Genomic DNA, 22,425 nt, shown 5'->3' on the forward strand with positions numbered 1-22,425 from the left:
TGAAAGCAATCTCATTACATGCTGAAAGTATACCTATAACTTCTTCGGCGGCGCGTCGCCAGACAAAACAGCACGTTTTCTCTTTACTGGAGGGCTATCACCACTCACTTTGTCTCGACGCACTGCCGAAGTCGCTTTGCCCTTCACCTTCTTCGCCGCAGTCTTTTTACTGGCAGCTTTTTTCGTCGCGACCTTTTTACCCCCTGTACTCTTGCCTGCAGGCTTACGCTTTTTGTTACTTGCGGCTTTGCCTGAAGCCTTGAGTTTTTTAGGTCCTTTGTACTCGACCTCAAAGCCATCAAGCTTGCGACGCTCAAAGCTCAAGTTGAGATAACGCTCAACAGAGCTCATCAAGTTATATTCATTAATCATTACAAACGAAACCGCTGTACCTGATTGACCTGCGCGCCCAGTACGACCAATACGATGCACATAATCATCACCACCACGTGGAAAATCAAAGTTAACCACTAGACCAACATTTTTAATATCCAGGCCTCGTGCAGCTACATCGGTAGCAACCAGCAACTGTGTTCGGCTATTGCGGAATTTATGGGTAACTTGCTTGCGCAGATCTTGTGTCATATCGCCATGCAACACCAAAGTATCAATTTTATGATAACGCATCAGGCCGCCCAGCTGATCGGCTTGCGTCTTGGTGTTGGTAAATACAACGGTCTTCGTAGGTTGCTCCTGTTGAATCAAGGCTGCCAACATTTTTGCTTTCTGTTTACTATCGTCAGCAAAGATAATTGATTGCTTAATCGCGCTATGATTATCCCGTACCGTATCAACACTAATGATCTTAGGTTCAGACAACACCTGCTCTGACATCGTCTTAATGCCACGATGATTTAGCGTCGCAGACAGCAACAACGTTTGGCGTTGCTCAGGACAGAATTTTACTATCTCCATCACCTCTTCTGCGAAGCCCATATCAAGCATACGGTCAGCTTCATCAAGAACGAGTGTCTCAATCTCTGTTAACTTAAGACTCCCCTTATGAATATGCTCAATTAAACGACCAGGTGTTGCCACCAATACCTCGGGGTTCTTCCTTAGCATAGAGGCCTGTTGACGAAAGCTCTCACCGCCAATCACCAACCCTGGCGTAACGCGGGTGTAACGGCCCAAGCTCTCGCAGTTTTTATAGACTTGGTTAGCCAACTCTCGCGTGGGAACCAGGACCAAAGCACGTGGGTTCAACGATGCCTTGGGCTGAGTAATACAACGATTGAGAATAGGAAGCAGAAAGGCGGCGGTCTTACCGCTGCCCGTCTCAGCACTGATCATCAGGTCATCACCCGCCATAATCGCCGGCAGCGACGCGGCTTGTACCTCAGTAGGACGCTCTATCTTCAATATCGATAGCGCCTTTAATAACGATGGGTGTAGCGACAACTCACTAAACAAGTGCTGGACTCCTCATGCAGAGATAAAATAATTAACTTAAAAGACAATAATGGGCGTTATTATAGCCGTATTGTGCGCAACTAGCTGCCGCTTTTTAACACCTAGCAAAGATGCCAATTATACTAAATCGGCACCGCCAGCCCCTCTTCATCGCCACAAGGCGTCAACACTCTCTACAGAGGCATCCCTAATCGCCCCCTCACTCTGACTAAAGCTGCTGCCCCCGGTTCGTAATAGGGTTAAATCACTACAATAAAATGGTAGAGTCTTACACTGACAAAAGCCTACCCTTAACGAAATAGGACCACATCATGATTACCTACCTCTATTGGGGCTGCGCACTCTTCGTCGCCGGCGCCGTTCTCTATTACATGTTCAAGGCAGGCTATAAGAACAAAAGCTCGTTCATTGTCACCGGTCTTATCCTACTGACGGCCTGGGCCAGCTATACCTTTTATCTACAACAGATCTTCGTCAAACGCTGGGGAGGCGTCATGAGTATCACAGTACCCAGCGGCCAGCAGTACATGGGCATGACGTGGAAAGAGGACAATCTTTGGCTTGAAACCTACGACCCGAAAAAGAATCAATGCCGCTTTGCCGAATACTCTCGCGGTGACTTATTGCAAGGACGGGTTATCATTAAAAATTGTAATCCTCGATAAGCCTCAACCTATTCATCGCCAATCAGCAGCCCTAGTTTAATGTATCCGATAGGGCTGCAACTCGAACAACTCAATTTCCTTCCCCAACGTAATTACACGGCCTAGATAACGCTCATCACCTGTTGAGCTAAATTCAAACTGATAAGCACGCCAAACTCTAATATTGCCCTGGCTGTCACGTTTAAACCACAATCGATGCAGCGCTACACAATCGTCTAATAGCTGCACACCTTCCGCCTCACAGTAACGCTTTGACTCACCAAAGACCCACTCACGCATCTTTCTGGCACTGGCCCAATACCAATAGCCAAATGCTGCAAGCAATAAGAGAAATAGATCCATCAGTTCAATATGAAACACGTTTGTTATCCTTATAATAATCGAGCAACGGCAGTAACAAGCTACCTATCACGGTATATCGTTTCGATAAGGTGGTAGCCAAATCGGGTCTTTACAGGCCCATGTACCGTCAATAGCGGCTTCTTAAACACCACATCATCGAAGGGCTTAGCCATTTGTCCACGTCTGAACTCGCCTAAGTCTCCACCACGCTTACGGCTGTTACACAGTGAGTGGCGTTTGGCCAGCTGTGCAAAATCGGCCCCTTTGGCTAGCTGTTGCTTTAGCTTTTCGGCCTCTGCGGCAGTTTTCACTAAAATATGTCGCGCACACGCAGTGGCCATAGCTTTACTCACTTCATTAATTGTCGGGGTGATTATAAACCAGCCTTCGCACACTGCTCACCACTCCCCCAGAGGCGAAGGTACATTTAGCAACGCTCTTTATGCCTTGTTATGGCCGCCTCTGCGGCTTCAACAGCTCATCGAGTGTTAATTGGTAGCTAGGCACAAAGGTGGCGAGAAAGTAGTCAACTTCAGGCATCGCAACCTCGCGTAAACGAAGGGCAATCTCCTCTGCTGCGATCGAGAACTCAGCATTGCCACTATTGATTTCTGCCTGACACTTGATATAAGCAGAGATCGTATCCGCAGCCTTGATCAGCCTCTTAACATCTTTATCCAGCTCCTCTTCTAGAAGAACCGAAGCATAATCATCGCGTAACTCTTCCGGCAGCAACCTTAACAGCTCTTGCTCCGCACTGCGTTCTATCGCCTTGTAAGCATCGGTAATAGCATGACTGTGGTATTTAATCGGCGTCGGCATATCACCGGTAATCACTTCGGTGCAGTCATGATACAGAGCCGCAGTCACAACAGCATGTGCATCGACACTACCACCGAAACGTCGATTATGCAGCAGCGCCAAGCAATGGCTTATGGTTGCCACCTCCCAGCTATGCTCCATCACGTTTTCATTGACCGTGTTACGCTTAAGCCCCCAGCGCTGTATCCAGCGAATTTTACTAATATAAGCAAAGAAATGGCTCGTCATAATACTCTCTTCTAGTATCTGATATCAGGCAAAGCTGATTTTATAATGTGCTCTTGTCATCGGTCACTCTAATTAAAGACCCTAGCACTCATTAAGGTTATAGACGGCCACAACAGCTTCCACCCAAACTTCAGCTATTACCTGTCGTCTCAAAATATCGTTCAATACAACTCGTGTACTCAGAGACAAAAAAACGCGGCATGAGCCGCGTTGTTCTATAGGCTACAGGCTCCCTTACTGGGAGGCGTTAGCGGCTCTAAACTCAACGAGGAAGGCCTGAATCTTTTCACGATTAAAGTCACCGAGACGCCATAGCCATTTAGCCACATCATTGCTTTGCTCCAGCGCTTCATCTTCATAGGCATAAAACACATTGGGCTGCGCAAGTTTTGCATTACTAGGGAGAGGTTGGACTGCCAACAGGTGATCGATCGCTTTTTGCAGTGTTGCATCAAAGCTACCTGGTTTACCCAGCTCACGATACGCCTCTTCAAGAGTTGGTTGCCAAGCACGATAATAGACCGCCACCGCTTTAGGGTCCATGGCAGTAACAGCGTTGATTAGACGATTCGCCCGCTGATAGTTATTCTGATTAGGGTGGAAATCAGTCTCATCACCCGTCACTTCAAACTTATCCATGTGGTAACTGAGCGGGCTATATTTCCCCGGTAGAGTATCACTCGCAAGATTATCGACCGCCAACACCCATTTCCGCAATTGTTCCTGCGAAATCAACCACTTCCCCAGCGACGGAGAAAGATCAGCTACTGCTTCCAACACCACGGCATCACTGTTATCAAGCTGGGCGGGGGGCAGGACTATATCGAGCTCAGGTTGCTGGACGACTACAGGCTCAAGTTCGGTTTGCTGCTCAGGGTCACTAGCCTCTGCGACCTGCGGGGGAATCTTAACTTCCTTTGCAGGTACGACGGCCGCGCTCACCGGCGCTTCAATAAGCGTGTTGTCTGCGGGCTTCATCCCCCACCAAACCGCAGCACCAACAACGCCTATTGCAACAATAGGTGTCACTATTTTCCAATTCATATTTCCCCCTCAACAAAAGATATCTGGAAATCATCAGCTATCAAAAACGAACCATTTTAGACCACCCAATTTAGCACCGTAAGGGCAGCCCAGTGAAATTAAAACCATTAAACTTCGCTTAACTAAGCCGTGGCCGCTCGGTGCTTTTTAATCAATTCATACGCCGTAGTAATTTCCTGCGAGCGCTCTGTAGCCATGCGTAACATATCATCAGGGACGCCCTGACCTCGCAGCTTATCAGGGTGGTTTTCACTCATCAATTTGCGATAAGCTTTTTTAATGCTCTTATCATCATCAGTACTAGCCACCCCCAACGCCGTATAAGCCAGCGCCAGCTCGTCCACAGAGGGCGCCTGACTGAAACCACCGGAGTATTGACCACCGTGCTGTTGAGAGAAGTTTGCTTGAGCCCTAATCATGGCCAGCAGCTGCCTAAACGCAAAGTCAGAGATACCCAGGCCACGAGAGATCTCACTCAGAATCTGTTGCTCAACATCGTCGAGGTGGCCATCCGCTAATGCCACACCAATGAGGTAGGCCAGCAGCATACGCTTCAAGTTAGCATAGGGCCCACACGCTGAATTGAACTCCATCATCACATCGGCGACACTGTGCTGCCCAGCAACACCTTGCTTAAATAAGGTAATAGCTTGTTGACGATTCTCTGCACTGAGCCCCATCTGACTCATCACCTGCTCAGTCTGCGACACCTCAGCCTCGCTGACACGGCCATCAGCCTTGGCCAACACCCCCATTAATTTGAACACACTCTCAAAGAATACCTGTTGCGCTCTCGCCTGCTGCTCAGGCCCCATACCTGCGTTGCCAAGGCCTGCGATCGAGCGGTCGAAATAACGACCAATAAAGTAACCGATAAAGGCGCCAATAAAACCAAATACCGAGAAACCCAAGACTAAGCCAATCAAGCGTCCAAACATCGTTATAACCTTTCTATCAAACCAAAGCGACTTACATACAAGCCGTAATATATCTATCTATACCGCCTCGCACACCGTAACTCAATAGCATGGGGTCGAAGTAGCGCAGTTGCAATAGCTACACCCCTAAACGATCAAGGAAATGCGTAGTTTGGCCGCACAGTGATAGAGAAAAGTGGTATTATGCATCGGTAAAATTCATTTAGGTGTATTGAATTTGTGAAAAAGCTACCCTCCAAAGCCGATATACGTGCCGATCTCGACGCGCAGATTAACGCCTATTTAGACGGCGGGGGTCAGGTAAACCATGTCCAGCGAGGCCTGAGCGGTAGAATCGACACCTCTAAACCACTCAGTGCCAACAGCATCGGCTTTGAAAAACCCAAAGATACTCGCACCTCACTCGGCAATGTTGTCTCAGAGATTGAGGCCCGCCGCAGTCCAGCAAAAGAGCCAGCTAGCATAAAGAAAAGAGTCCGCAAGAAAATCATCTACGATGACTTTGGCGAGCCTCTGCGTTGGGTCTGGGAGGAGTAAAGGCTAACAAGACTCTTCATCGCCTAATTATTGGTCTTGTGATAACGCCCGCTTTATTGCCTGTTCCAAAGCTCCACCCAACGGCTCAGAACGAGAATTAAACGCCTCGACATGCTTACCGTCCCTAGCCACCAAAAATTTATAGAAATTCCATTTTACCGACGTATCGCTTCGCTCAGAGAGCTGGCGAAACAACGGGTTAGCATCTCTCCCATGAACATTGCTAGATGCAAACATCGGGAAGGTCACGCCATAGTTAACATAACAGACTTCCGCGGTCTCCTCACTGCTATCATACTCTTGAAAAAAATTATCGGAAGGAAAGCCCAACACCACAAGCCCCTCCGCTCGATACCGCTGATACAGAGCCTCCAGCTGCTCAAACTGTGGCGTGAAACCACATTTACTGGCCGTGTTCACGATCAACAGAACCTTGCCACTATAACGCTCGCATAAGTCGATTTTCTCGTTCGAACGCAGCTGTTGATGACTATAATCCAACAAGTTATCACAAGCCGAAAATACAGACGACGACACAAACAACAGTGATATCAAAAAAAATCTAATCATTCTTCTCCCTCCCAGTAAAACCTATTATTCCGGTGAGACAAAAAAGCCCGCGACCATGATAGTAACGGGCTTTTAACAATAGCGAGACTAGCTATCTATTGCTAGATAAAGAAGTCTGTATTTGGCGCGCCCAACTCAACACCACCCAAGTTACGACCATAGTTACTTGGGTTATTTGCCACATGACCACGACCCGTGTTGATATCAAGGAAGGCTTGGTTCAATACATGGTTTTTAAACACTGCACTGCCGCCCGCGCACCCCATCAACTTTGTCATACCCTCAACACAGCGAGGCGAAACGAGCGATGAATTCCAACGCATCTTAACGCGCTCCTCAACAGTCAACGGCGGCACCTCGCCACGCGCTGCCGCCATCGAGTGCTCAAAGTCCCGCTTTAGAACCAGCTCCAACTCATCGACAATCTGCGTCACCTCAGCGATAACATACTGAGCTGTTGGGTTTTCTTTCGTTTTCTTACCGTCGTTCACACCAACACGCACCTTTGTGCTATCAACATAGCTAGCTAGAGCTCCACGTAATGCACCGATCGATGAGCCCGATACTGCACGCGGGAAAATTTGACCGAAGGGAATCTTGTATAGAGGCGCGTCATTCACTGCGTTGCCTGGGCTATTCAACCCAAAAGCATCGACACCGCGGTGCGTTCTGTAATCCGGCACAAAGGCACCTTCAACCACGATATCATGGCTACCTGTGGCCTGAAGCCCCATAACATCCCAATTTTCAACGATTTTATAATCGGACTTAGGCAACAAGAACGTGCGCATATCAGGCGCCTCGCCTGGCCCGCTTGGCGGGATCATGCCTCCTAAAAAGACCCAATCACAATGCTTTGAGCCGGACGAGAAGCCCCAGCGACCGCTAAATTTGAAGCCACCCTCTACCACCTCTATTTTAGCGACCGGCATATAAGAAGAGGAGATCAGCGTGGTCGGATCATCACCCCAAACGTCCTGCGCAGCGCGGTCATCAAACAAGGCCAACTGCCAGTTATGGATGGCAATAACACCCAGCACCCAGGCGCTCGACATACAGCCTTCTGCAACGGCCATCTGAACGTCAAAAAACGCCTGCGGGTCGAGCTCATAGCCGCCCCACTTAGCTGGCTGCACAATCTTGAAAAATCCTGCTTCCTGAAAGTCTGCAATTGTTTGATCCGGAAGGCGACCCAGTTTCGTGGCTTCTGCTGCCCTCTCTTTCAGTACGGGGATAAGCTCCCGTGCGGTGGCAACAAGCTGTGCATGTAGCTGTGCTTTATCGGTCATTTTCATCTCCTAAACTCACAGGGTCATGAGTTTCTTTTGCCACCCCGTTCGCGCGGGCAGAATCATTATTATTTATAAGGATTTTATTGTACCGATAGCATAAACAGTTTCATCACTTAAATGAGTTACAAATTATCAAGCATTTCCCCTCAGCTAGACTCAGTCAGCAGGCTAACTAGGCAGCCTAACCGTATTGTCATTGCCTTAATGATTCGTGTTTCATCAAAATCATTGTACAATGGGCTTTTAACACTTAAATCTAAGTAATAATTACCCAAATGAGTGTAGACAACAGCAATAACTTTGAACATTTATCCAGCTATGACCGGTTGCTAGACACCATCTATCAAGGTGCGCTAGACACCACGCCATGGCAGCATTTCCTCACCGCAATCTGCCTACAGCTTAAGGCTGATGGAGTCTCGCTGATTCTGCGCCCCCCTTCACAGGATATTAATGGGTTGATTCTCAACTACCGACACAGTCCTTCAGGAGGCAACCAGGTCAACAACGCCTCCAAGCCGAAAGATTGGGCCATTACAGCTTACCAGCAACACTTCTTTGCTCTAGACCCATTCACCGACATCCCCTGCGGCAAAGTCATCACACTGACCGAACTAATGCCTGACGAAGAGCTCACTGCCAGCGAGTTCTACAAACAGTATCTTGAGCCTGCCGGTGTTTTCCATATCCTCGGTGCCGATACGCGCACTTGTGATGGCTACTCGGCCCGTTTTCGCGCCACAAGAGGTAAGCAGGAGAGTGCATTTGCCGATATAGAGCGTCAACTGCTACAGCGCATTATGCCGCACCTCTGTCGTGCTGTTGAGATCCATAGCAAACTACAACGCACTAAGTCAGAGCGCGATCTCTACGCCGGTGCCGTATCGCAAATGTCCATGGGCACCATCCTGCTAAATGAACAAGGTGAAGTACTAAAATCCAACCACGTTGCCAAGCAACTACTTGAACAACAAGACGGTATTAGGGTTGTGCAAAAACAACTTGTTCTCGACGATAAAGAGGATGACGAAGCCTTTAAGAAGCGTCTCAATAAGGTCATCAATGCAGCCACTCATCATTCCATACAAATGGTTGAGGCAAGCCGGGTACAACGTCCCAGCGGTAAATCTGACTTAGGCATTGTCGTCCGCCCAGTCCCTCAATCACAATCTACCGATAGTCACAGTGGGCCCTCAGTAGCCGTCTTCATTAGTGACCCACAATCAGAGGCCACCACCACGAGAGACACTATCCAGCAGCTGTTCGGTTTCACCAAAGCCGAGGCCGCACTCACCTTGCAGCTCGTTCACGGCCTCACCTTGGCCGAAGCATCCACAGCTCTCGGTGTCAGCCAACATACTGCTCGAGCGCAGCTAAAGTCCGTATTCTCTAAAAGCGGTGTCAGCCGGCAAGCTGAACTTATACGTTTGGTGTTCAAATCTGTGGCTACACTCGCGTAACAGGGCTATTTACAACCACGAATTATAACAACGCCCCCCTCCCCCTTTCATTGAAGGGGGAGGTGTTGTCAGCACATCAATTCTACTGAATGCAAAGCTTTAACAAGTAACAGAAACTAGCGTTTAATTATTCGGCAACCACAAACCGTTGTTCTGAGGCAGAACGCTCAACAATAGTCAGCTCTGGGTGCGTAAACTTTATACGGTTAAAGTTTAACGCTCCTCCACCGGCCTTCACTGCAACAAATGTGAAGCGCCGGCGGCCAAACACCCCCACCCTTCTATCGCCATCAGGCTGCACCGGTTCATCGGCAACAAGGGCCAGGCACTCAGGCATCTCCATCAAGCAGACAGTGAAGCCTGTCGACAGGTTCTCATCGAGTTCAATAACAAATGGATGACCAACCTCTACCGCCAACGGCAATACCACACCCTCTCGATTGTCCATTTCTCCCCCCCCCCCAAACTCTTCATCAACTTAACAACGTAATGCTACCTAGAGCAGAATATTAGACTCGACAGTACTTTTTGCAAGCGACCGCCTAAGCGTACTGCTGCACCGCTGTACCCGCCTTATCGACCAACTTATTAAACATTGCCGGTAGCTCATCCCGATCAATGCTATCAACCAGGTTCTTCACCGCGAGACCTAATTCCGTGTCTCCCTCAATAGAAAGGCGACGATTGAAGAACAACGTGTCGGGGTCTTCTTTGCGACTCGCCATCAGAATCAAGTCGTTGGCTGCACCACTAAACGTCGCATCAGCCTCGCCCTCGTTAGGCTGCACGACGAGACGCGTTCCGTTAAAGCCTACATCCCAGCTCAGCGCCATATCTAACACCTGAATGCGTAGCCAGCGACCTTCTAAAAAGTCGAAAGCCTCATCCTCTATCGCTTCAGCAAATACTTTGTTTAACGCCAACTCAACGGGACGACACTGCACTGCTGCAGGCAGTAACGACAAAGGCTTGGCGAGGAGTCTCGGCCCCCTTCTAACAGCAAGACGCATAGCAGTAGACAGTAATGACATGATATTACCCGTAGAAATTAAACAATATAAAACTGATAGCTCAATAACCAAGAAAAACGCTCTGCCTTTGTCCTATCAGCGACCGTGCTAATTTACCCGAACAACCCCAAACTTCGCTGCGTTATATCAAACGGCCGCGCTTAGTTCGGCCGTAATATAGCCGCATATTACTAGGGAGTCCTTAAATGGAACTGCTATGCCCTGCCGGTAGCCTACCTGCACTAAAAACCGCCATTGACTGCGGTGCCGATGCAGTTTATATCGGCTTTAAAGACGAAACCAATGCACGCAACTTCGCCGGCCTTAATTTTTCTGACAAGGCCCTCGCTAAAGGCGTCGATTACTGTCACGCACACGGCAAAAAACTGCATATCGCCATCAACACCTTTGCCCACCCCGGCAAGTTCTCTTGGTGGAAGAGCGCCGTTGATAAAGCCGCTGAGCTCGGCGTCGACGCCCTGATTATTGCCGATATGGCCGTACTTGAGTACGCGCACCGTCAGTACCCGCATATCGAATTACACCTATCGGTTCAGGCTTCTATCACCAATCTATCGGCCATAGAGTTGTATCACCGACTCTATGATATAAAGCGGGTAGTTTTACCTAGGGTATTGTCACTCGCCCATGTTGAGAAGCTCGCGGCAGCAAGTCCAGTGCCCGTTGAAGTTTTTGCCTTTGGTAGCCTGTGCATAATGGCCGAAGGACGCTGCTACTTATCCTCCTATCTCACCGGCGAGTCGCCTAATACCGTTGGCGCCTGCTCACCCGCAAAGTATGTCGAGTGGAAGGAAACCGAGCAAGGTCGCGAAACTCGTCTCAGCGGTGTCTTAATAGATCGCTTTAAAGATAACGAGCGTGCTGGCTACCCGACTTTATGTAAGGGCCGTTTCGAGGTTGAGGGTGATATTTATCACGCACTAGAGGAGCCTACCAGCCTCAGTACGATCAATATGCTACCCGAGCTGATCCAGGCAGGCGTCGTTTCTGTGAAGATTGAAGGGCGTCAACGCAGCCCGGCCTACGTCGAACAAATCACCACCGTTTGGCGCCAAGCTATCGATAGCGCAGTACAAACTCCTGACACTTACCGGGCTCAAACCGAGTGGCACGACACACTCGCCAACCTTTCTGAAGGCAGCCAGACCACTCTGGGTGCTTACCACCGTTCTTGGAAGTAACCATGATGAAAGTTTCATTAGGCCCCGTACTTTATCACTGGGGAAGACAGTCCATGGTCGAGTTCTACGAGGCCGCCATCGACAGCCAGACCGATGTCATTTACTTGGGCGAAACCGTCTGCAGCAAACGCACAGAGCTAACACCTAACGAGTGGTTAGAACTTGCCGAAGGTCTTCAGGACCGCGGCAAACAAATTGTATTATCAACTCAGACGCTTCTCGAAACCCCCGCAGACCATAAACTGTTACAGCGCTACTGCGATAACGACAAGCTGCTGTTCGAGGCTAATGACATGGGGGCCGTCGGCATACTCAGTAACAAGCGCCTCCCCTTCGTTGTCGGTGCTGCGATTAATTGCTACAACGCTCATACCCTGCAGCAACTCCGCCAGCTTGGCATGCAACGCTGGGTCATGCCTGTCGAGCTATCACGACAATGGCTGCTCGATGTCATCTCCGAGGCAAAGCAACTAGGCTGTGACATGGGTTTCGAGCGCGAGGTGTTTGCTTACGGTTATTTACCACTCGCCTATTCTGCTCGCTGCTTTACCAGCCGTCATGAGAATCGTCCCAAGAGCGACTGCCAACAGTGCTGTATCCAATACCCACAGGGCTTAACCGTCAATAGCCAAGAGGGGCAAGCGTTATTCACAATTAACGGCATACAGACACAATCCGGCTACTGCTACAACCTCATCAACGACATTCCCAGCATGCAAGGCTTAGTCGATATTGTTCGCATCAGCCCGCTCAGCCTCAATAGCTTAGAAACCGCCGAACAGTTTAAACGTACAGCAGAGCTCGGCCTCACAGACAACATCGCGACTGGAGGCGAGTGCAATGGTTACTGGCACAACCTCACTGGCATGACAATGCTGAATACTGAGCAACAAGTTTAACAAGTCGCTCGCAAAGGGCTGAGCAAACACGCTACTATCATCGCACGCTCACATTTCTGGTATCGACTACTGGCCATTGCATAACAAACCATACGGCCAGTAGTGTTTTCAATAACAAACATCGATACCGGGATTACTACTCCGTTGACCTTAGGGAAAAGTCGCCTATCATGAGACAGCTCTGTCTTGTTGCAACATTAATAATCTGCGCTTTCGCGCCCTGGAGCCAAGCTGCTCAAGCTCAGAACGAGCTTCATGATATTTCCTATAGCCAGTTAGTCAGCAATCTCAATGGCTACAGCTTAGAACAACGTGCAGACTTCATTCATATTGCACTTAACCACCTCGCTGACAGTTTCCATCGTCAAGCACAACGCGCCAGAATGGCCGCTAAGGATAACAGTCCAAAAAGTAAGCGCGCTCGCCGCTGGGCCGCCTCTGTCGATCGCTACGCCAACAATCTAACAGCCCAAGCCAACACGCTCGACAGAGAAAAAGTAATTCAAATAAGCATTAATCGAGACAATAACGCTCAGATCCGCGTAGGTGAGCATGCCATCCTAATCACCAGTCCCAACCCCAAGGACCAAGGGCGGCTCGAACGCGCCATAGCAGAACAGTTCTGTAAACTACATAATTGCGATGTCGGCGTGATCTACGACCCTCTTACCCAGCTTGATAGGCAAACGAAAACCCGTTGGAGCTTTCAAGAATACGGCCCCGCCTGCCGAAGTGATGAAGGCATTTTACTGCAATTCAGCACCCTCAAGCAGTTAGGGCAAAAACGCAAAGTGTGTCAACAAGTAAGCAGTGAGTTATTGAATGTTGCTCATACTCTCAAACAGTTACAAAACCAAGGTTCCACAATAATCCCTGAATTACTCAGCATCCGTAACCGTACCTTGGAGGGAGAGGTGACTATCATCATTAATCAACAGGGCCAAAGTATTCAACTGTTACTACCCAGCTTATCATTGACGCCCACTCTCTTTATGCTCGCCAAGCCCTGGTTACGTGCGCGGCTGCAAAACAGAGAGGCCTCACTACTGATAGAAGACGCTGAGAAACTCACTCAACACCTCGTCGACCGAGTTGACCAGTAAGACCTCATTAAAAAACATTTTTTAGCCAAAAAAAACGGCAGGTACATTACTGTACCCACCGTTTTTGTTCCCCGCCCCGATCAGGTGCAAGAATATCAACTACTGAGCGGGATATTCTGCCGCCACTTCGTCTGCAATCAACTCCGCCAGCTGATCGTAACCAAACTGCGTTAAAGGCTTACTATTAACAAAGAAGCTGGGGGTTTTGTCCACGCCTAAACTCTGTGCATCCTGGCTCTCTTGCGCAATAATTTTGGCAATCTCGGGGTTCTTCATATCTTTTTTCAACCGCTCGATATCAATATCAACCTCTGCCAATAGAGGCAACAACTTATCAACATGGGCAGTATGATTAATCGCCCAGTCAGCCTGATACTTCAACGCGACATGTAACGCCTGCCAATACTTATCTTGCTGCTTAGCAGCTTCAAGCGCTGCAATAACCTGGTCGGAGTCCCGATGAAATGGTAGCAAGCGCATAACCAATTTCACCTGGCCATCATACTGTGCCAACTGCTGCTTAACAAAAGGATAAAAGGCGCGACAAGCTTCGCAGGCAGGGTCCATAAATTCAACGATGGTCACCTTAGCATTATCGGCCCCCAGGACAGGAGAAAAGTCACGGTACAAATGAGGCTCTACCATTGCAGCTGATGGTGCGGGGCGGTTCTTTGCTGTTTGCTCAAAGCTAAAAACGGCAAAAATGACTAGCAACAGCACGACGACTGCAGCAAAAATAATTACGGGTGGTTTCTTCATAGTATATACCTAATCAGTAAGACGCTACTTGCGTCGTTTTAACACAATAGAGCTTAACGCCACCAATGCTAGAAGCATGGGGTAGAAGCTGAATTCAACAACAGCTAATGGGGAGAGTGTAAAGATAGACCCCAGTAATAATGCTTGTGCGCCCCAGGGGATGAGCCCCTGCACAATACAACTAAAAATATCCAATAGGCTCGCGGCGCGCTTAGGGCTCACCTGTGCATTCGCCGCCATATCCTTAGCGACATTGCCCGTCACAATAATCGCTACTGTATTGTTAGCCGTGCACAAGTTGGTTAACGATACGCTGCTGGCAATACCTAGCTCAGCCGTGCGCTGATCATCTTTTCCACCACCGCTAAGACGGGCAATAATTGACGTCACGCTAGCTTCGATAAATGCCAAGCCACCTTGCTTTTCCATCAACGCGCCTAAGCCACCAATTAACAGCGACAGCAAGAAAATCTCTTGCATGCTGGTAAAGCCTGCGTAAATATCGCTGACGAAGCTAGCCAAACTATAATCATCGATTGTCGACATACCGACACCACCGGCCAGCAGTAGGCCTAACGCTAATACAATAAAGACATTCACACCGTAAACGGCAAGCGCCAGAATTGTCAGGTAAGGTAAAACGCTCAGCCAGGCAAAATCAGCTTGCTCCGGGGCAACGGTCTCACCACTCAAAACAAAGAACAAAAGAGCGGCAACCAGCGCTGCCGGAATTGCCAAGGAGACGTTCTCCCTGAACTTATCTTTCATCTCACAACCCTGAGTACGAGTCGCGGCAATCGTGGTGTCAGAGATAATTGACAAGTTGTCACCAAAAGTAGCCCCTGAAAGCACTGCACCAGCCATTAATGGCAACGGGATTCCTGCGCTTTCGGCCACCCCCAAAGCTATTGGCGCCACCGCTCCGATGGTCCCCATTGACGTCCCCATAGCAGTGGCAATAAAACCCGAAATAATAAAGATACCCGGCAACAAGAACCAAGCAGGAATAATCGACAAGCCAAGCGCAACGGTAGCATCAACGCCACCGGTCGCCTTAGCCACAGACGAGAACGCGCCAGCTAGCAGGTAGATGAGGCACATAGCAATAATGCTTTTGTCACCCACACCCCCGATAAAAGACTCAATCGTCTCGTTGAGTTTATCTCGGCTTAATAAGACTGCCAGTACAATCGCCGGCAGAATAGCAATAGGGGCTGGCAATTGGTAAAAGGCGAAATCAACGCCCTGCATACTCAAATAAGTACCGGTACCGACAAATAGAGCGACGAACAATAGAAATGGCAATAGAGCGATAGCACGCCCCTGACTCGATGTCTTCATCAAATGTCCCAAAAGTTGAATGCATAATTAGGCGCAGACTATGCCTTAAGTATAGTCACTCAGACCACATCTAAATCAACTTTTACCCGTTTTGAGTCCTAAGCCAGCATATATTTGACGCCACATCAGCAGCTTCCGTAACAAGGCTGCCAATCAGCTTAACGTAAGCCCAGTGGTCGACCGACAGTCACAGGCTTCTTTGCATCACGATGTAGCTCCAACAATGCCGCAATACGTTGCTGGGCGGCCGAGTCAAAGGCAGCCGCTCGCGTCACTTGCGGGTCTATACACATGACAACTTGCTCTGATGTCGCCCGCACTACGCTATCACCATCAACAAACATATATAACAAGAAATGCATCCGCCGAGAATCCCAATCGAGCAATTGCGCCCTGATACTCAATGTCGACCCCGCATGCACCTCTCGAAGATAACGTGTGCGCACGTCGAGCGTGAAGATGGTGCGCTGCATTTCATCTCGCCACTGAGCACCGAGCCCCAGCGCCTCAAATAAGCCTTCTCCCGCTAAGCTAAAGATCAAAGCATAGTAGCCGTCATTGAGGTGCGCGTTGTAGTCAACCCATTGCGGGTCGATCTCACAGCGATATACTTCTGTTAAGCTCTGCATGATGCTCTCTCTACACGGTAATTCGACGTCAACTTAAGCCGTTATTTTAACGTTCCAGGTCTCGTGCGTCATCACTTCTTACACAACTTATTATTCCTATTAATAGTAATGATATAGAACAAGCGGACATGGAAAAGTTTCCTTGGCCGTCGCCACTTAGTTATCAGTTAGAACATCTGTAAAAACAAACAAATAACCGACTAGCGCTATTTTCCACGCAGGTATTTCCCGAAGCTTACAACGCATATTAATAAGTATAAAAACGAGGTTATTCTTACCCACAATAAGCATATTGTCGGGGCATTAATTTTTACGAGACGGTTTGCCATGAAAAGGGTGATCAAACATTTGCTGAGCATTGCGCTTCCCATTGCCCTGGGAGTAGCAGTTATTTTCACCATCGGCTGCTTCCATCAACCTAGGGACACCGCAAGCGCTAACTACCATAGCGCAAACATTCAGCAGCCGTAAAAACAAAGCAGCCCTAACGAACAAGAAAAGCCGGCAAAAAACCGGCTCATGTCACAATCACTTTTCTCATGTAGAAAAAATTAATAGCTCTCTATTAACGAAACTGAGAGAAATCCGGGCTGCGCTTTTCTAAAATAGCCATGACCGCTTCAATATTTTCAGGCGACCCACCCAAACGCACCATCTCTTTTGCCTCTGCTTTCAATGCCGCTTCGAGCCCTGCCCGATGATCCGCCTTCAGTAACCGCTTAGTCGCGACAAGTGAGTTAATCGGCCACTGCGCCAGCTCCTTGGCCTTATCTAGAGCACAATCCAGCAACTTATCGTCACTGAAAGTTGCCGTAGCGAGGTCTAGGTCCATCGCACGCTCAGCCCCCATCCACTCCGCGAGTAACATGATTTCACCAGCTTTACGTGTACCGACAATCTGCGACAGTAAGTAACTGCTGCCAAACTCTGGCACCAAACCTAGATTGGTGAACGGGAACCGCATACGCAAGCTCTCACCAACATAAACAATATCAGCATGTAGCATTAGTGTCGCACCACCACCAATGCAAATACCCTTAGCCGCACAGACCAAAGGCTTATCAAAATTCATCACAGCTTCAGCGCAAGCTTCAAAGGGATGAGGAGCATCACCCTGCTCTTCTGTAAAATCATTAAGATCGGTCCCCGAAGAAAAATCATTTCCCGCCCCTGTAACCAATACTGCAGCAACAGCACTATTGTTATTCGCTTCTGTCATCGCATCAGCAAATGCTTGCCACTGCTCACGGCTAAACGCATTTTTTTTCTTTGGTCGGTTCAGCGTCAGTATTAACACGCCGTCCTGCAATTCTTTAAGTACGGTATCACTCATCTGATCGCTTCCTTTATGCCATTTGCATGATTTTTATCTTTACTAATGCCTTCTAACTTAACTGTAAAAAGTCGTCGTCTCAAAGAGCGGCGCTCTTTTACGTGACGACTCATTTATCGCGGAGCCCTGCTGCTCATAACCAAAAGAAATCGCTAGCATGAGCCGCTGACTATCGTCAGTCCCCAGCTGGTTAGCAATCAATTTCGAATATGCACAAAGCTCAGCTTGTACGACACAACCAATACCGTTAGCTTCCATCGCCAACATCAAGCTCTGTGCATAAATACCAATATCAAGCCCAACCAGGTCATCAAAACCAGGCTCAACAAAGATAAACACGCAGTGAGGCGCTCCGTAGAGCTGAAAGTTCTCCTCCGCCAGCTGATGACGGCAGTACTTGTTCGAGCCCTTGAAGCCAAAAGCGGCGTACAACCGAGCTAACAGCTGTTGCCTTCGCTCGGCATAAATAGAGCTTAAACGCTGCTGACGGAGCTTCTCCGGTGGGTACTGCTGAGTATCACGTACAGCCTGTAACAACTTGCTACGCACCTCCTGGCAACGCTCACCTGAGACGACATAGCTGCGCCACGGCTGCATATTACCCGCAGAAGGTGACCACTGAGCCAACTTAAACAATTTCTCAATAAGCGCCTGATCAATACACTGTGGTTGAAAGTGTCGCACCGATCGACGGCACCTAATCACCTCCTCTACAGAGCTCGACACTGCTGCAGCCGTTATTACTGTCATTAGCTTACGATACCAGCAGCACGTAACTTACCGATCTGTTCTGCATCCAAGCCCAACCCCTGTAATAACTCATCAGTATTTTCCCCCGCTGCAACAGCGGGCCCTTGCACCTCACTAACCGTTCGACTGAATCTAGGAGCTGGTGCAGACTGTTTAATGCCTTCGATATCAATATGGCTTTGACGAGAAACATTATGCGGGTGACTACTCGCCTCGCTCTGATTAAGTACTGGCGCGAAACAGACATCGGTTCCTTCCATGACCTCGCACCACTGTGCTTGCGTTTTAGTTTTAAACTTATCCGCTATGCGCTGTTTATACTTCGGCCAACTCGCCTTATCAAATTGCGTCTCAAACCCAGGTTCGCCGAGGTCAACTTCAAGCAACTTGGCTAGCAAAGCGTAGAATTGCGGCTCAATCGACCCCACCGAAACCCATCGACCATCACTACACTCATAGGTATCGTAATAGTGAGCACCACCATCGAGTATATTGTTCTCGCGCTCATTATCCCAGATCCCCATCGCCTGAAAGCCTGCCATCGTAGACATCAAGGAGATAACACCATCGGTAATCGCAGCGTCTACAACCTGACCTTTGCCACTTCGACTTGCCTCAAGTAGGGCCGCCAGCATCCCGGTGACCAGATACATAGAGCCGCCACCAAAATCTCCCACTAAGTTCAGCGGCGCAACAGGCCCGGACTCTGCGGTGCCAATCGCATCTAAAGCGCCGGTGATCGCAATATAGTTGATATCATGCCCCGCCGCCTTTGATAGCGGCCCAGTCTGTCCCCAGCCGGTCATACGACCGTAAACAATCTTCTCATTACGTGCAGCACAAACGTCAGGTCCTAGCCCGAGCTTTTCCATAACCCCCGGTCGAAAGCCCTCAAAGATTGCGTCGGCCGTCTCCACTAACCGTAAGACAGTCTCAATGCCTTCGGGGTCCTTAAGGTTAACCGCAATTGACTGCCGCCCACGCGCACAAATATCGGCAGGGTTGGCCCCCATTGACATCATGTTGGCACTGGTGCGATCAATGCGAATCACCTCCGCCCCCATATCCGATAACAACATACCGGCAAACGGGCCAGGACCGATGCCCGCCATCTCGATGATACGAAAACCTGAAAGTGGACCCATAGAATCTACTACCTATATCAATAGCGTCACATCTCTGCAGACGCTCGCTATTGTTAAAATTAAAGGTGGGGATATCAAATGGCCAATACCTTTGTATAAAAAACTCTTAGCAGTAATTTATACACAAGCATATTGACTAATAGCTGCTTGAATCAACGAGCAGCTGTCGCACAAAAGCAACGAATTACTTACCCTTAAAAACTGCAGGGCGCTTTTCTTTAAAAGCCTTCATTCCTTCTTTTGCATCCTCAGTAGCAAAAACTGGCCAGGCGATCTCATCGGATTTTGCCAAAGCTTCTGCCATCGGCATCGATTCATCGTGGTTCCGCAGCGACTGCATCACCGCTTTCACAGCTAGCGGACCATTAGCACAGATCTTCTCAGCAATTTCCATTGTCTTCGCCAAAGCTTGTCCCTTAGCAACGACATGATTGATCAAACCCCATTCAGCGCATTTCTGTGCCGACACATGCTCGCCGGTTAATAACACTTCCGCCGCCAGCGCATAGGGAATCTGTCGACGCAAACGAATCGTAGATGCCGACATTGGGTACAAGCCACGCGCCACTTCGGTGACACCGAAAACAGCATCTTCTGCCGCAACTCGAATATCAGTACCCTGTAAAATCTCAGTACCACCGGCAAGGGCGAAACCTTCAACGGCGATCAAAATCGGCTTATTTGGCACGTCTTCTCGCAGCAATGCCTGCCAATGTAGGTTGGGGACGGACTGCATCATTGCCTGAATTTCTTCCGCATCCTCACCGCCTTCGGTGCCCGCGCCAAGATCCATACCGGCACAAAAAGTGTCGCCATTAGCGGTCAAAACGGCGCAGCGAAGGTCGTCACTCTCATCCAACAAACGCCAAGCCTTGTATAAACCGACTAACATAGCCGGGCTAAAAGCATTTTTTTTCTCAGGTCGATTGAGGGTAACAACGAGTACATTCCCTTTTTTCTCGACAATGCAATTGTCAGTACTGATCGCAAGCTCTGTCATTATTATTCTCCTGCAACGCTATAACATTAAGAGCGAGGGCAACAGCGCCGCCCTTCGCTTTTTTGATTGTTTCTGAGCAAGCCACGCCTGTCTTACCCGTTACAGCTTCGTAAAGCCGTCTTTATTTAGCTGACGAGAAAATTTCCGCTCAGTGCGATCTCTTTCGCCTTAGGGTAGGCCGGCTTACCACTCGGCGCACGAGGAATCTCAGCCACAACATGCAGCTCTCGAGGTAGTTTATAACCAGCGATAAGCTTGCGCGCCTCTTCCTGAACACCTTTCAACGTCACATCAAAGCCTTCACGAATAGAGACAACGGCAGTCACCTTAGAGCCAAAACGAGGATCTGGTGTATCTACGACTAAAGCATCAAAAATTCCCGGATGAGCCTTTAACGCCTGCTCAACCTCTTCCGGAAATATTTTCTCTCCACCTGAGTTAATACAGTTAGAGCCGCGACCAAAAATAGTGATGGTATCGTCGTCCTCTAACGTCGCAGCATCACCTGTCAGCAACCAAATTTTACCCTTACCCTCAACGTCGATAAATGTCTTCGCCGTTTTCACTGGGTCGCCGTAGTAACCAGCAGGGATATAACCAGAGCGAGCAAAAATACCCTGTTCACCCGGCTTCGCGTGACGACACTCTTCCGGTGAATCACCCTCGATAATGACATCCATAAACTCCGAACGCTGAACATTGCCTAAACTGGAGTCACCCTCTTTCTTGTTGCCGTTATCCATGCCCATATTCCCCGACTCAGAGGAACCGAACGCATTCGTGATAAAGACATTGGGGAAGGCTGCTTTAAATTCGTCCTGCTTGGCCGGCGAGAACACTGCACCACCAGAGCCAATATTAAAAACAGGAGAAAGGTCCCAGCGATCTTCATTGCCCTTTAGAGCGTCGAGTAACGGAATTGCCATCGCGTCACCGACAATCTGAATAGAGTTAACCTTCTCTTCTGCCGCTACAGCCCAAATTCCCTCACCATCGAATGAGCGCAGCGGGTTCAAGACAAGCTTATTACCACAGAGAATCTGAATACAGGCATACCACCAGGATGCGCCATGCATCAGCGGCGCTAATGGCATACCGATGATCTGATTTTCACCGATACGGCTAGGGATTTCTTCTGGCTTCTCGATCGGGCCCAGCGGACTAAAGAAACCACCCCCGCCCATAGCTGCATAGAAAACGTTTTTGTGCGGCCACATCACACCTTTCGGCATACCCGTGGTGCCTCCGGTATACAGCACAAACATATCGTTATCAGAGCGCTCACCGAAATCGCGCGCCGTAGACTGACCTTGAAGCGCCGACTCATACTCAACCGCACCGATAATATCGAAGTCAGCATCACTGCCATCTTCGACAGAAATCAATGTCTTGAGCTTCGATAACTGACCACCGACCTCTGCGATCGCCGAGGAAAATTCACGGTGATGGATACAGGCCACCATGTCGGAGTTATCGAAAATATAAAGTAACTCCTCATTAACATAGCGGTAGTTAACGTTGACAGGTACAGCCCGTAGCTTAAAACAGGCCAACATACCTTCGATATACTCGTTACAGTTGTACATATAAAGGCCGACATGATCGCCTACCTTTACGCCCTTCTCTTTCATACTGTGGGCCAACTGATTAGCACGCTGATCAAGCTCCGCAAAGGTCGCACGGGCATCGCCACACACCAGGGCTTCACGCTCAGGAACACTATCTACGACCATTTCGAACATATCGCCGATATTAAAATGCTTGTCAGCCATCGTCTGTATCCACCTTTTTATTATGTCTGTTAAATACGCTGTATTTATTGTTTTTGCCACCCAGCTTACATGCCAAATGGAGAAATTCGTATAAGTCTCGAGACGAGTGTAGCAAACTCGCCCCAAGCGCGATTACCTTTAAAGGGTTAAAAAAGCACTCTCAATGGTTAC

General features: G+C 48.9%; 24 protein-coding genes. 6 read left to right on the forward strand and 18 right to left on the reverse strand.

The features are described 5' to 3' along the window. Window positions 1-33 precede the first annotated feature (33 nt). The gene (locus EDC56_RS02205) at window positions 34-1,413 is read right to left on the reverse strand and encodes a DEAD/DEAH box helicase (RefSeq protein ID WP_123710891.1); all 1,380 of its coding nucleotides are present in this window, start codon (window positions 1,411-1,413) and stop codon (window positions 34-36) included. Between the two features lie 311 nt (window positions 1,414-1,724). Here EDC56_RS02205 and EDC56_RS02210 point away from each other — a divergent pair, with 311 nt between their 5' ends. Beyond that, window positions 1,725-2,078 carry a hypothetical protein gene (locus EDC56_RS02210; RefSeq protein ID WP_123710892.1) on the forward strand — a complete coding sequence of 118 codons (354 nt, stop codon included), beginning with the start codon at window positions 1,725-1,727 and terminating at the stop codon, window positions 2,076-2,078. A 36-nt stretch (window positions 2,079-2,114) separates the two neighbouring features. Here the strand turns inward: EDC56_RS02210 and EDC56_RS02215 are convergent, their stop codons facing one another. From EDC56_RS02215 to djlA, 5 genes are all read right to left on the reverse strand, one after another. Further along, the gene (locus tag EDC56_RS02215) at window positions 2,115-2,438 is read right to left on the reverse strand and encodes a DUF3301 domain-containing protein (protein WP_245980629.1); all 324 of its coding nucleotides are present in this window, start codon (window positions 2,436-2,438) and stop codon (window positions 2,115-2,117) included. 41 nt (window positions 2,439-2,479) lie between these two features. Then, the gene (locus EDC56_RS02220) at window positions 2,480-2,761 is read right to left on the reverse strand and encodes a peptidylprolyl isomerase (RefSeq protein ID WP_123710893.1); all 282 of its coding nucleotides are present in this window, start codon (window positions 2,759-2,761) and stop codon (window positions 2,480-2,482) included. A 109-nt stretch (window positions 2,762-2,870) separates the two neighbouring features. Then, complete coding sequence (gene yfbR, locus EDC56_RS02225) at window positions 2,871-3,470, reverse strand: 5'-deoxynucleotidase (protein WP_123710894.1); 600 nt, start codon at window positions 3,468-3,470, stop codon at window positions 2,871-2,873. Window positions 3,471-3,704: 234 nt separating this feature from the next. Further along, window positions 3,705-4,514, reverse strand: coding sequence for a DUF3014 domain-containing protein (locus tag EDC56_RS02230; protein ID WP_123710895.1), 810 nt, complete (start codon window positions 4,512-4,514; stop codon window positions 3,705-3,707). 122 nt (window positions 4,515-4,636) lie between these two features. After that, on the reverse strand, window positions 4,637-5,452 hold the full coding sequence (gene djlA / locus EDC56_RS02235) for a co-chaperone DjlA (protein ID WP_123710896.1): 816 nt from the start codon (window positions 5,450-5,452) through the stop codon (window positions 4,637-4,639). 219 nt (window positions 5,453-5,671) lie between these two features. Between djlA and EDC56_RS02240 the strand changes: the two genes are divergently transcribed. Beyond that, entirely contained in the window at window positions 5,672-5,989 is a 318-nt protein-coding gene (locus EDC56_RS02240) for a hypothetical protein (RefSeq protein WP_123710897.1), read from the forward strand. Between the two features lie 27 nt (window positions 5,990-6,016). Here EDC56_RS02240 and EDC56_RS02245 read toward each other — a convergent pair whose 3' ends face one another. Together EDC56_RS02245 and EDC56_RS02250 are read right to left on the reverse strand one after the other, a co-directional pair. Continuing rightward, window positions 6,017-6,559 (reverse strand): glutathione peroxidase, encoded by a 543-nt coding sequence (locus tag EDC56_RS02245; RefSeq protein ID WP_123710898.1) that lies wholly within the window; start codon window positions 6,557-6,559, stop codon window positions 6,017-6,019. A 101-nt stretch (window positions 6,560-6,660) separates the two neighbouring features. Next, window positions 6,661-7,848: an acyl-CoA dehydrogenase family protein gene (locus EDC56_RS02250; protein ID WP_123711737.1), complete on the reverse strand. Its 1,188-nt coding sequence runs from the start codon at window positions 7,846-7,848 to the stop codon at window positions 6,661-6,663. Window positions 7,849-8,126: 278 nt separating this feature from the next. Here EDC56_RS02250 and EDC56_RS02255 point away from each other — a divergent pair, with 278 nt between their 5' ends. Beyond that, window positions 8,127-9,311: a helix-turn-helix transcriptional regulator gene (locus tag EDC56_RS02255; protein ID WP_123710899.1), complete on the forward strand. Its 1,185-nt coding sequence runs from the start codon at window positions 8,127-8,129 to the stop codon at window positions 9,309-9,311. A 127-nt stretch (window positions 9,312-9,438) separates the two neighbouring features. On the opposite strand, the gene EDC56_RS02260 is transcribed toward EDC56_RS02255, so the two are convergent. After that, window positions 9,439-9,759, reverse strand: a complete 321-nt coding sequence (locus tag EDC56_RS02260) for a protease inhibitor I42 family protein (RefSeq protein ID WP_123710900.1) — start codon at window positions 9,757-9,759, stop codon at window positions 9,439-9,441. A 94-nt stretch (window positions 9,760-9,853) separates the two neighbouring features. Beyond that, a complete protein-coding gene (gene ubiT, locus EDC56_RS02265; RefSeq protein WP_245980630.1) occupies window positions 9,854-10,342 on the reverse strand; it encodes a ubiquinone anaerobic biosynthesis accessory factor UbiT in 489 nt (162 codons plus the stop codon). Window positions 10,343-10,527: 185 nt separating this feature from the next. Between ubiT and ubiU the strand changes: the two genes are divergently transcribed. The 3 genes from ubiU to EDC56_RS02280 all read left to right on the forward strand — a co-directional run bounded on the left by ubiU (window position 10,528) and on the right by EDC56_RS02280 (window position 13,525). Further along, a complete protein-coding gene (ubiU, locus tag EDC56_RS02270; RefSeq protein ID WP_123710902.1) occupies window positions 10,528-11,523 on the forward strand; it encodes a ubiquinone anaerobic biosynthesis protein UbiU in 996 nt (331 codons plus the stop codon). A 2-nt stretch (window positions 11,524-11,525) separates the two neighbouring features. Next, entirely contained in the window at window positions 11,526-12,422 is an 897-nt protein-coding gene (locus EDC56_RS02275; protein ID WP_211333531.1) for a U32 family peptidase, read from the forward strand. A 170-nt stretch (window positions 12,423-12,592) separates the two neighbouring features. Beyond that, entirely contained in the window at window positions 12,593-13,525 is a 933-nt protein-coding gene (locus EDC56_RS02280) for a hypothetical protein (RefSeq protein ID WP_123710903.1), read from the forward strand. 99 nt (window positions 13,526-13,624) lie between these two features. Here the strand turns inward: EDC56_RS02280 and EDC56_RS02285 are convergent, their stop codons facing one another. The 8 genes from EDC56_RS02285 to EDC56_RS02320 all read right to left on the reverse strand — a co-directional run bounded on the left by EDC56_RS02285 (window position 13,625) and on the right by EDC56_RS02320 (window position 22,254). Further along, on the reverse strand, window positions 13,625-14,284 hold the full coding sequence (locus EDC56_RS02285; RefSeq protein ID WP_123710904.1) for a DsbA family protein: 660 nt from the start codon (window positions 14,282-14,284) through the stop codon (window positions 13,625-13,627). 24 nt (window positions 14,285-14,308) lie between these two features. Then, a complete protein-coding gene (locus EDC56_RS02290; protein ID WP_123710905.1) occupies window positions 14,309-15,625 on the reverse strand; it encodes a Na+/H+ antiporter NhaC family protein in 1,317 nt (438 codons plus the stop codon). Between the two features lie 158 nt (window positions 15,626-15,783). Beyond that, on the reverse strand, window positions 15,784-16,254 hold the full coding sequence (locus EDC56_RS02295) for a thioesterase family protein (protein ID WP_123710906.1): 471 nt from the start codon (window positions 16,252-16,254) through the stop codon (window positions 15,784-15,786). Window positions 16,255-16,819: 565 nt separating this feature from the next. Then, window positions 16,820-17,587 (reverse strand): enoyl-CoA hydratase/isomerase family protein, encoded by a 768-nt coding sequence (locus EDC56_RS02300; protein ID WP_123710907.1) that lies wholly within the window; start codon window positions 17,585-17,587, stop codon window positions 16,820-16,822. A 57-nt stretch (window positions 17,588-17,644) separates the two neighbouring features. Further along, complete coding sequence (locus EDC56_RS02305; protein ID WP_123710908.1) at window positions 17,645-18,337, reverse strand: nitroreductase; 693 nt, start codon at window positions 18,335-18,337, stop codon at window positions 17,645-17,647. After that, window positions 18,337-19,482: a CaiB/BaiF CoA transferase family protein gene (locus tag EDC56_RS02310; RefSeq protein ID WP_123710909.1), complete on the reverse strand. Its 1,146-nt coding sequence runs from the start codon at window positions 19,480-19,482 to the stop codon at window positions 18,337-18,339. The genes EDC56_RS02305 and EDC56_RS02310 overlap by 1 nt, the downstream gene beginning before the upstream one ends. 184 nt (window positions 19,483-19,666) lie before the next feature. Then, on the reverse strand, window positions 19,667-20,482 hold the full coding sequence (locus EDC56_RS02315; RefSeq protein ID WP_123710910.1) for a crotonase/enoyl-CoA hydratase family protein: 816 nt from the start codon (window positions 20,480-20,482) through the stop codon (window positions 19,667-19,669). Between the two features lie 125 nt (window positions 20,483-20,607). Continuing rightward, on the reverse strand, window positions 20,608-22,254 hold the full coding sequence (locus tag EDC56_RS02320) for an acyl-CoA synthetase (RefSeq protein ID WP_123710911.1): 1,647 nt from the start codon (window positions 22,252-22,254) through the stop codon (window positions 20,608-20,610). Window positions 22,255-22,425 lie beyond the last annotated feature (171 nt).

This window comes from Sinobacterium caligoides (assembly GCF_003752585.1).
In the GTDB taxonomy this organism is placed as follows: Bacteria; Pseudomonadota; Gammaproteobacteria; order Pseudomonadales; family Sinobacteriaceae; genus Sinobacterium; species Sinobacterium caligoides.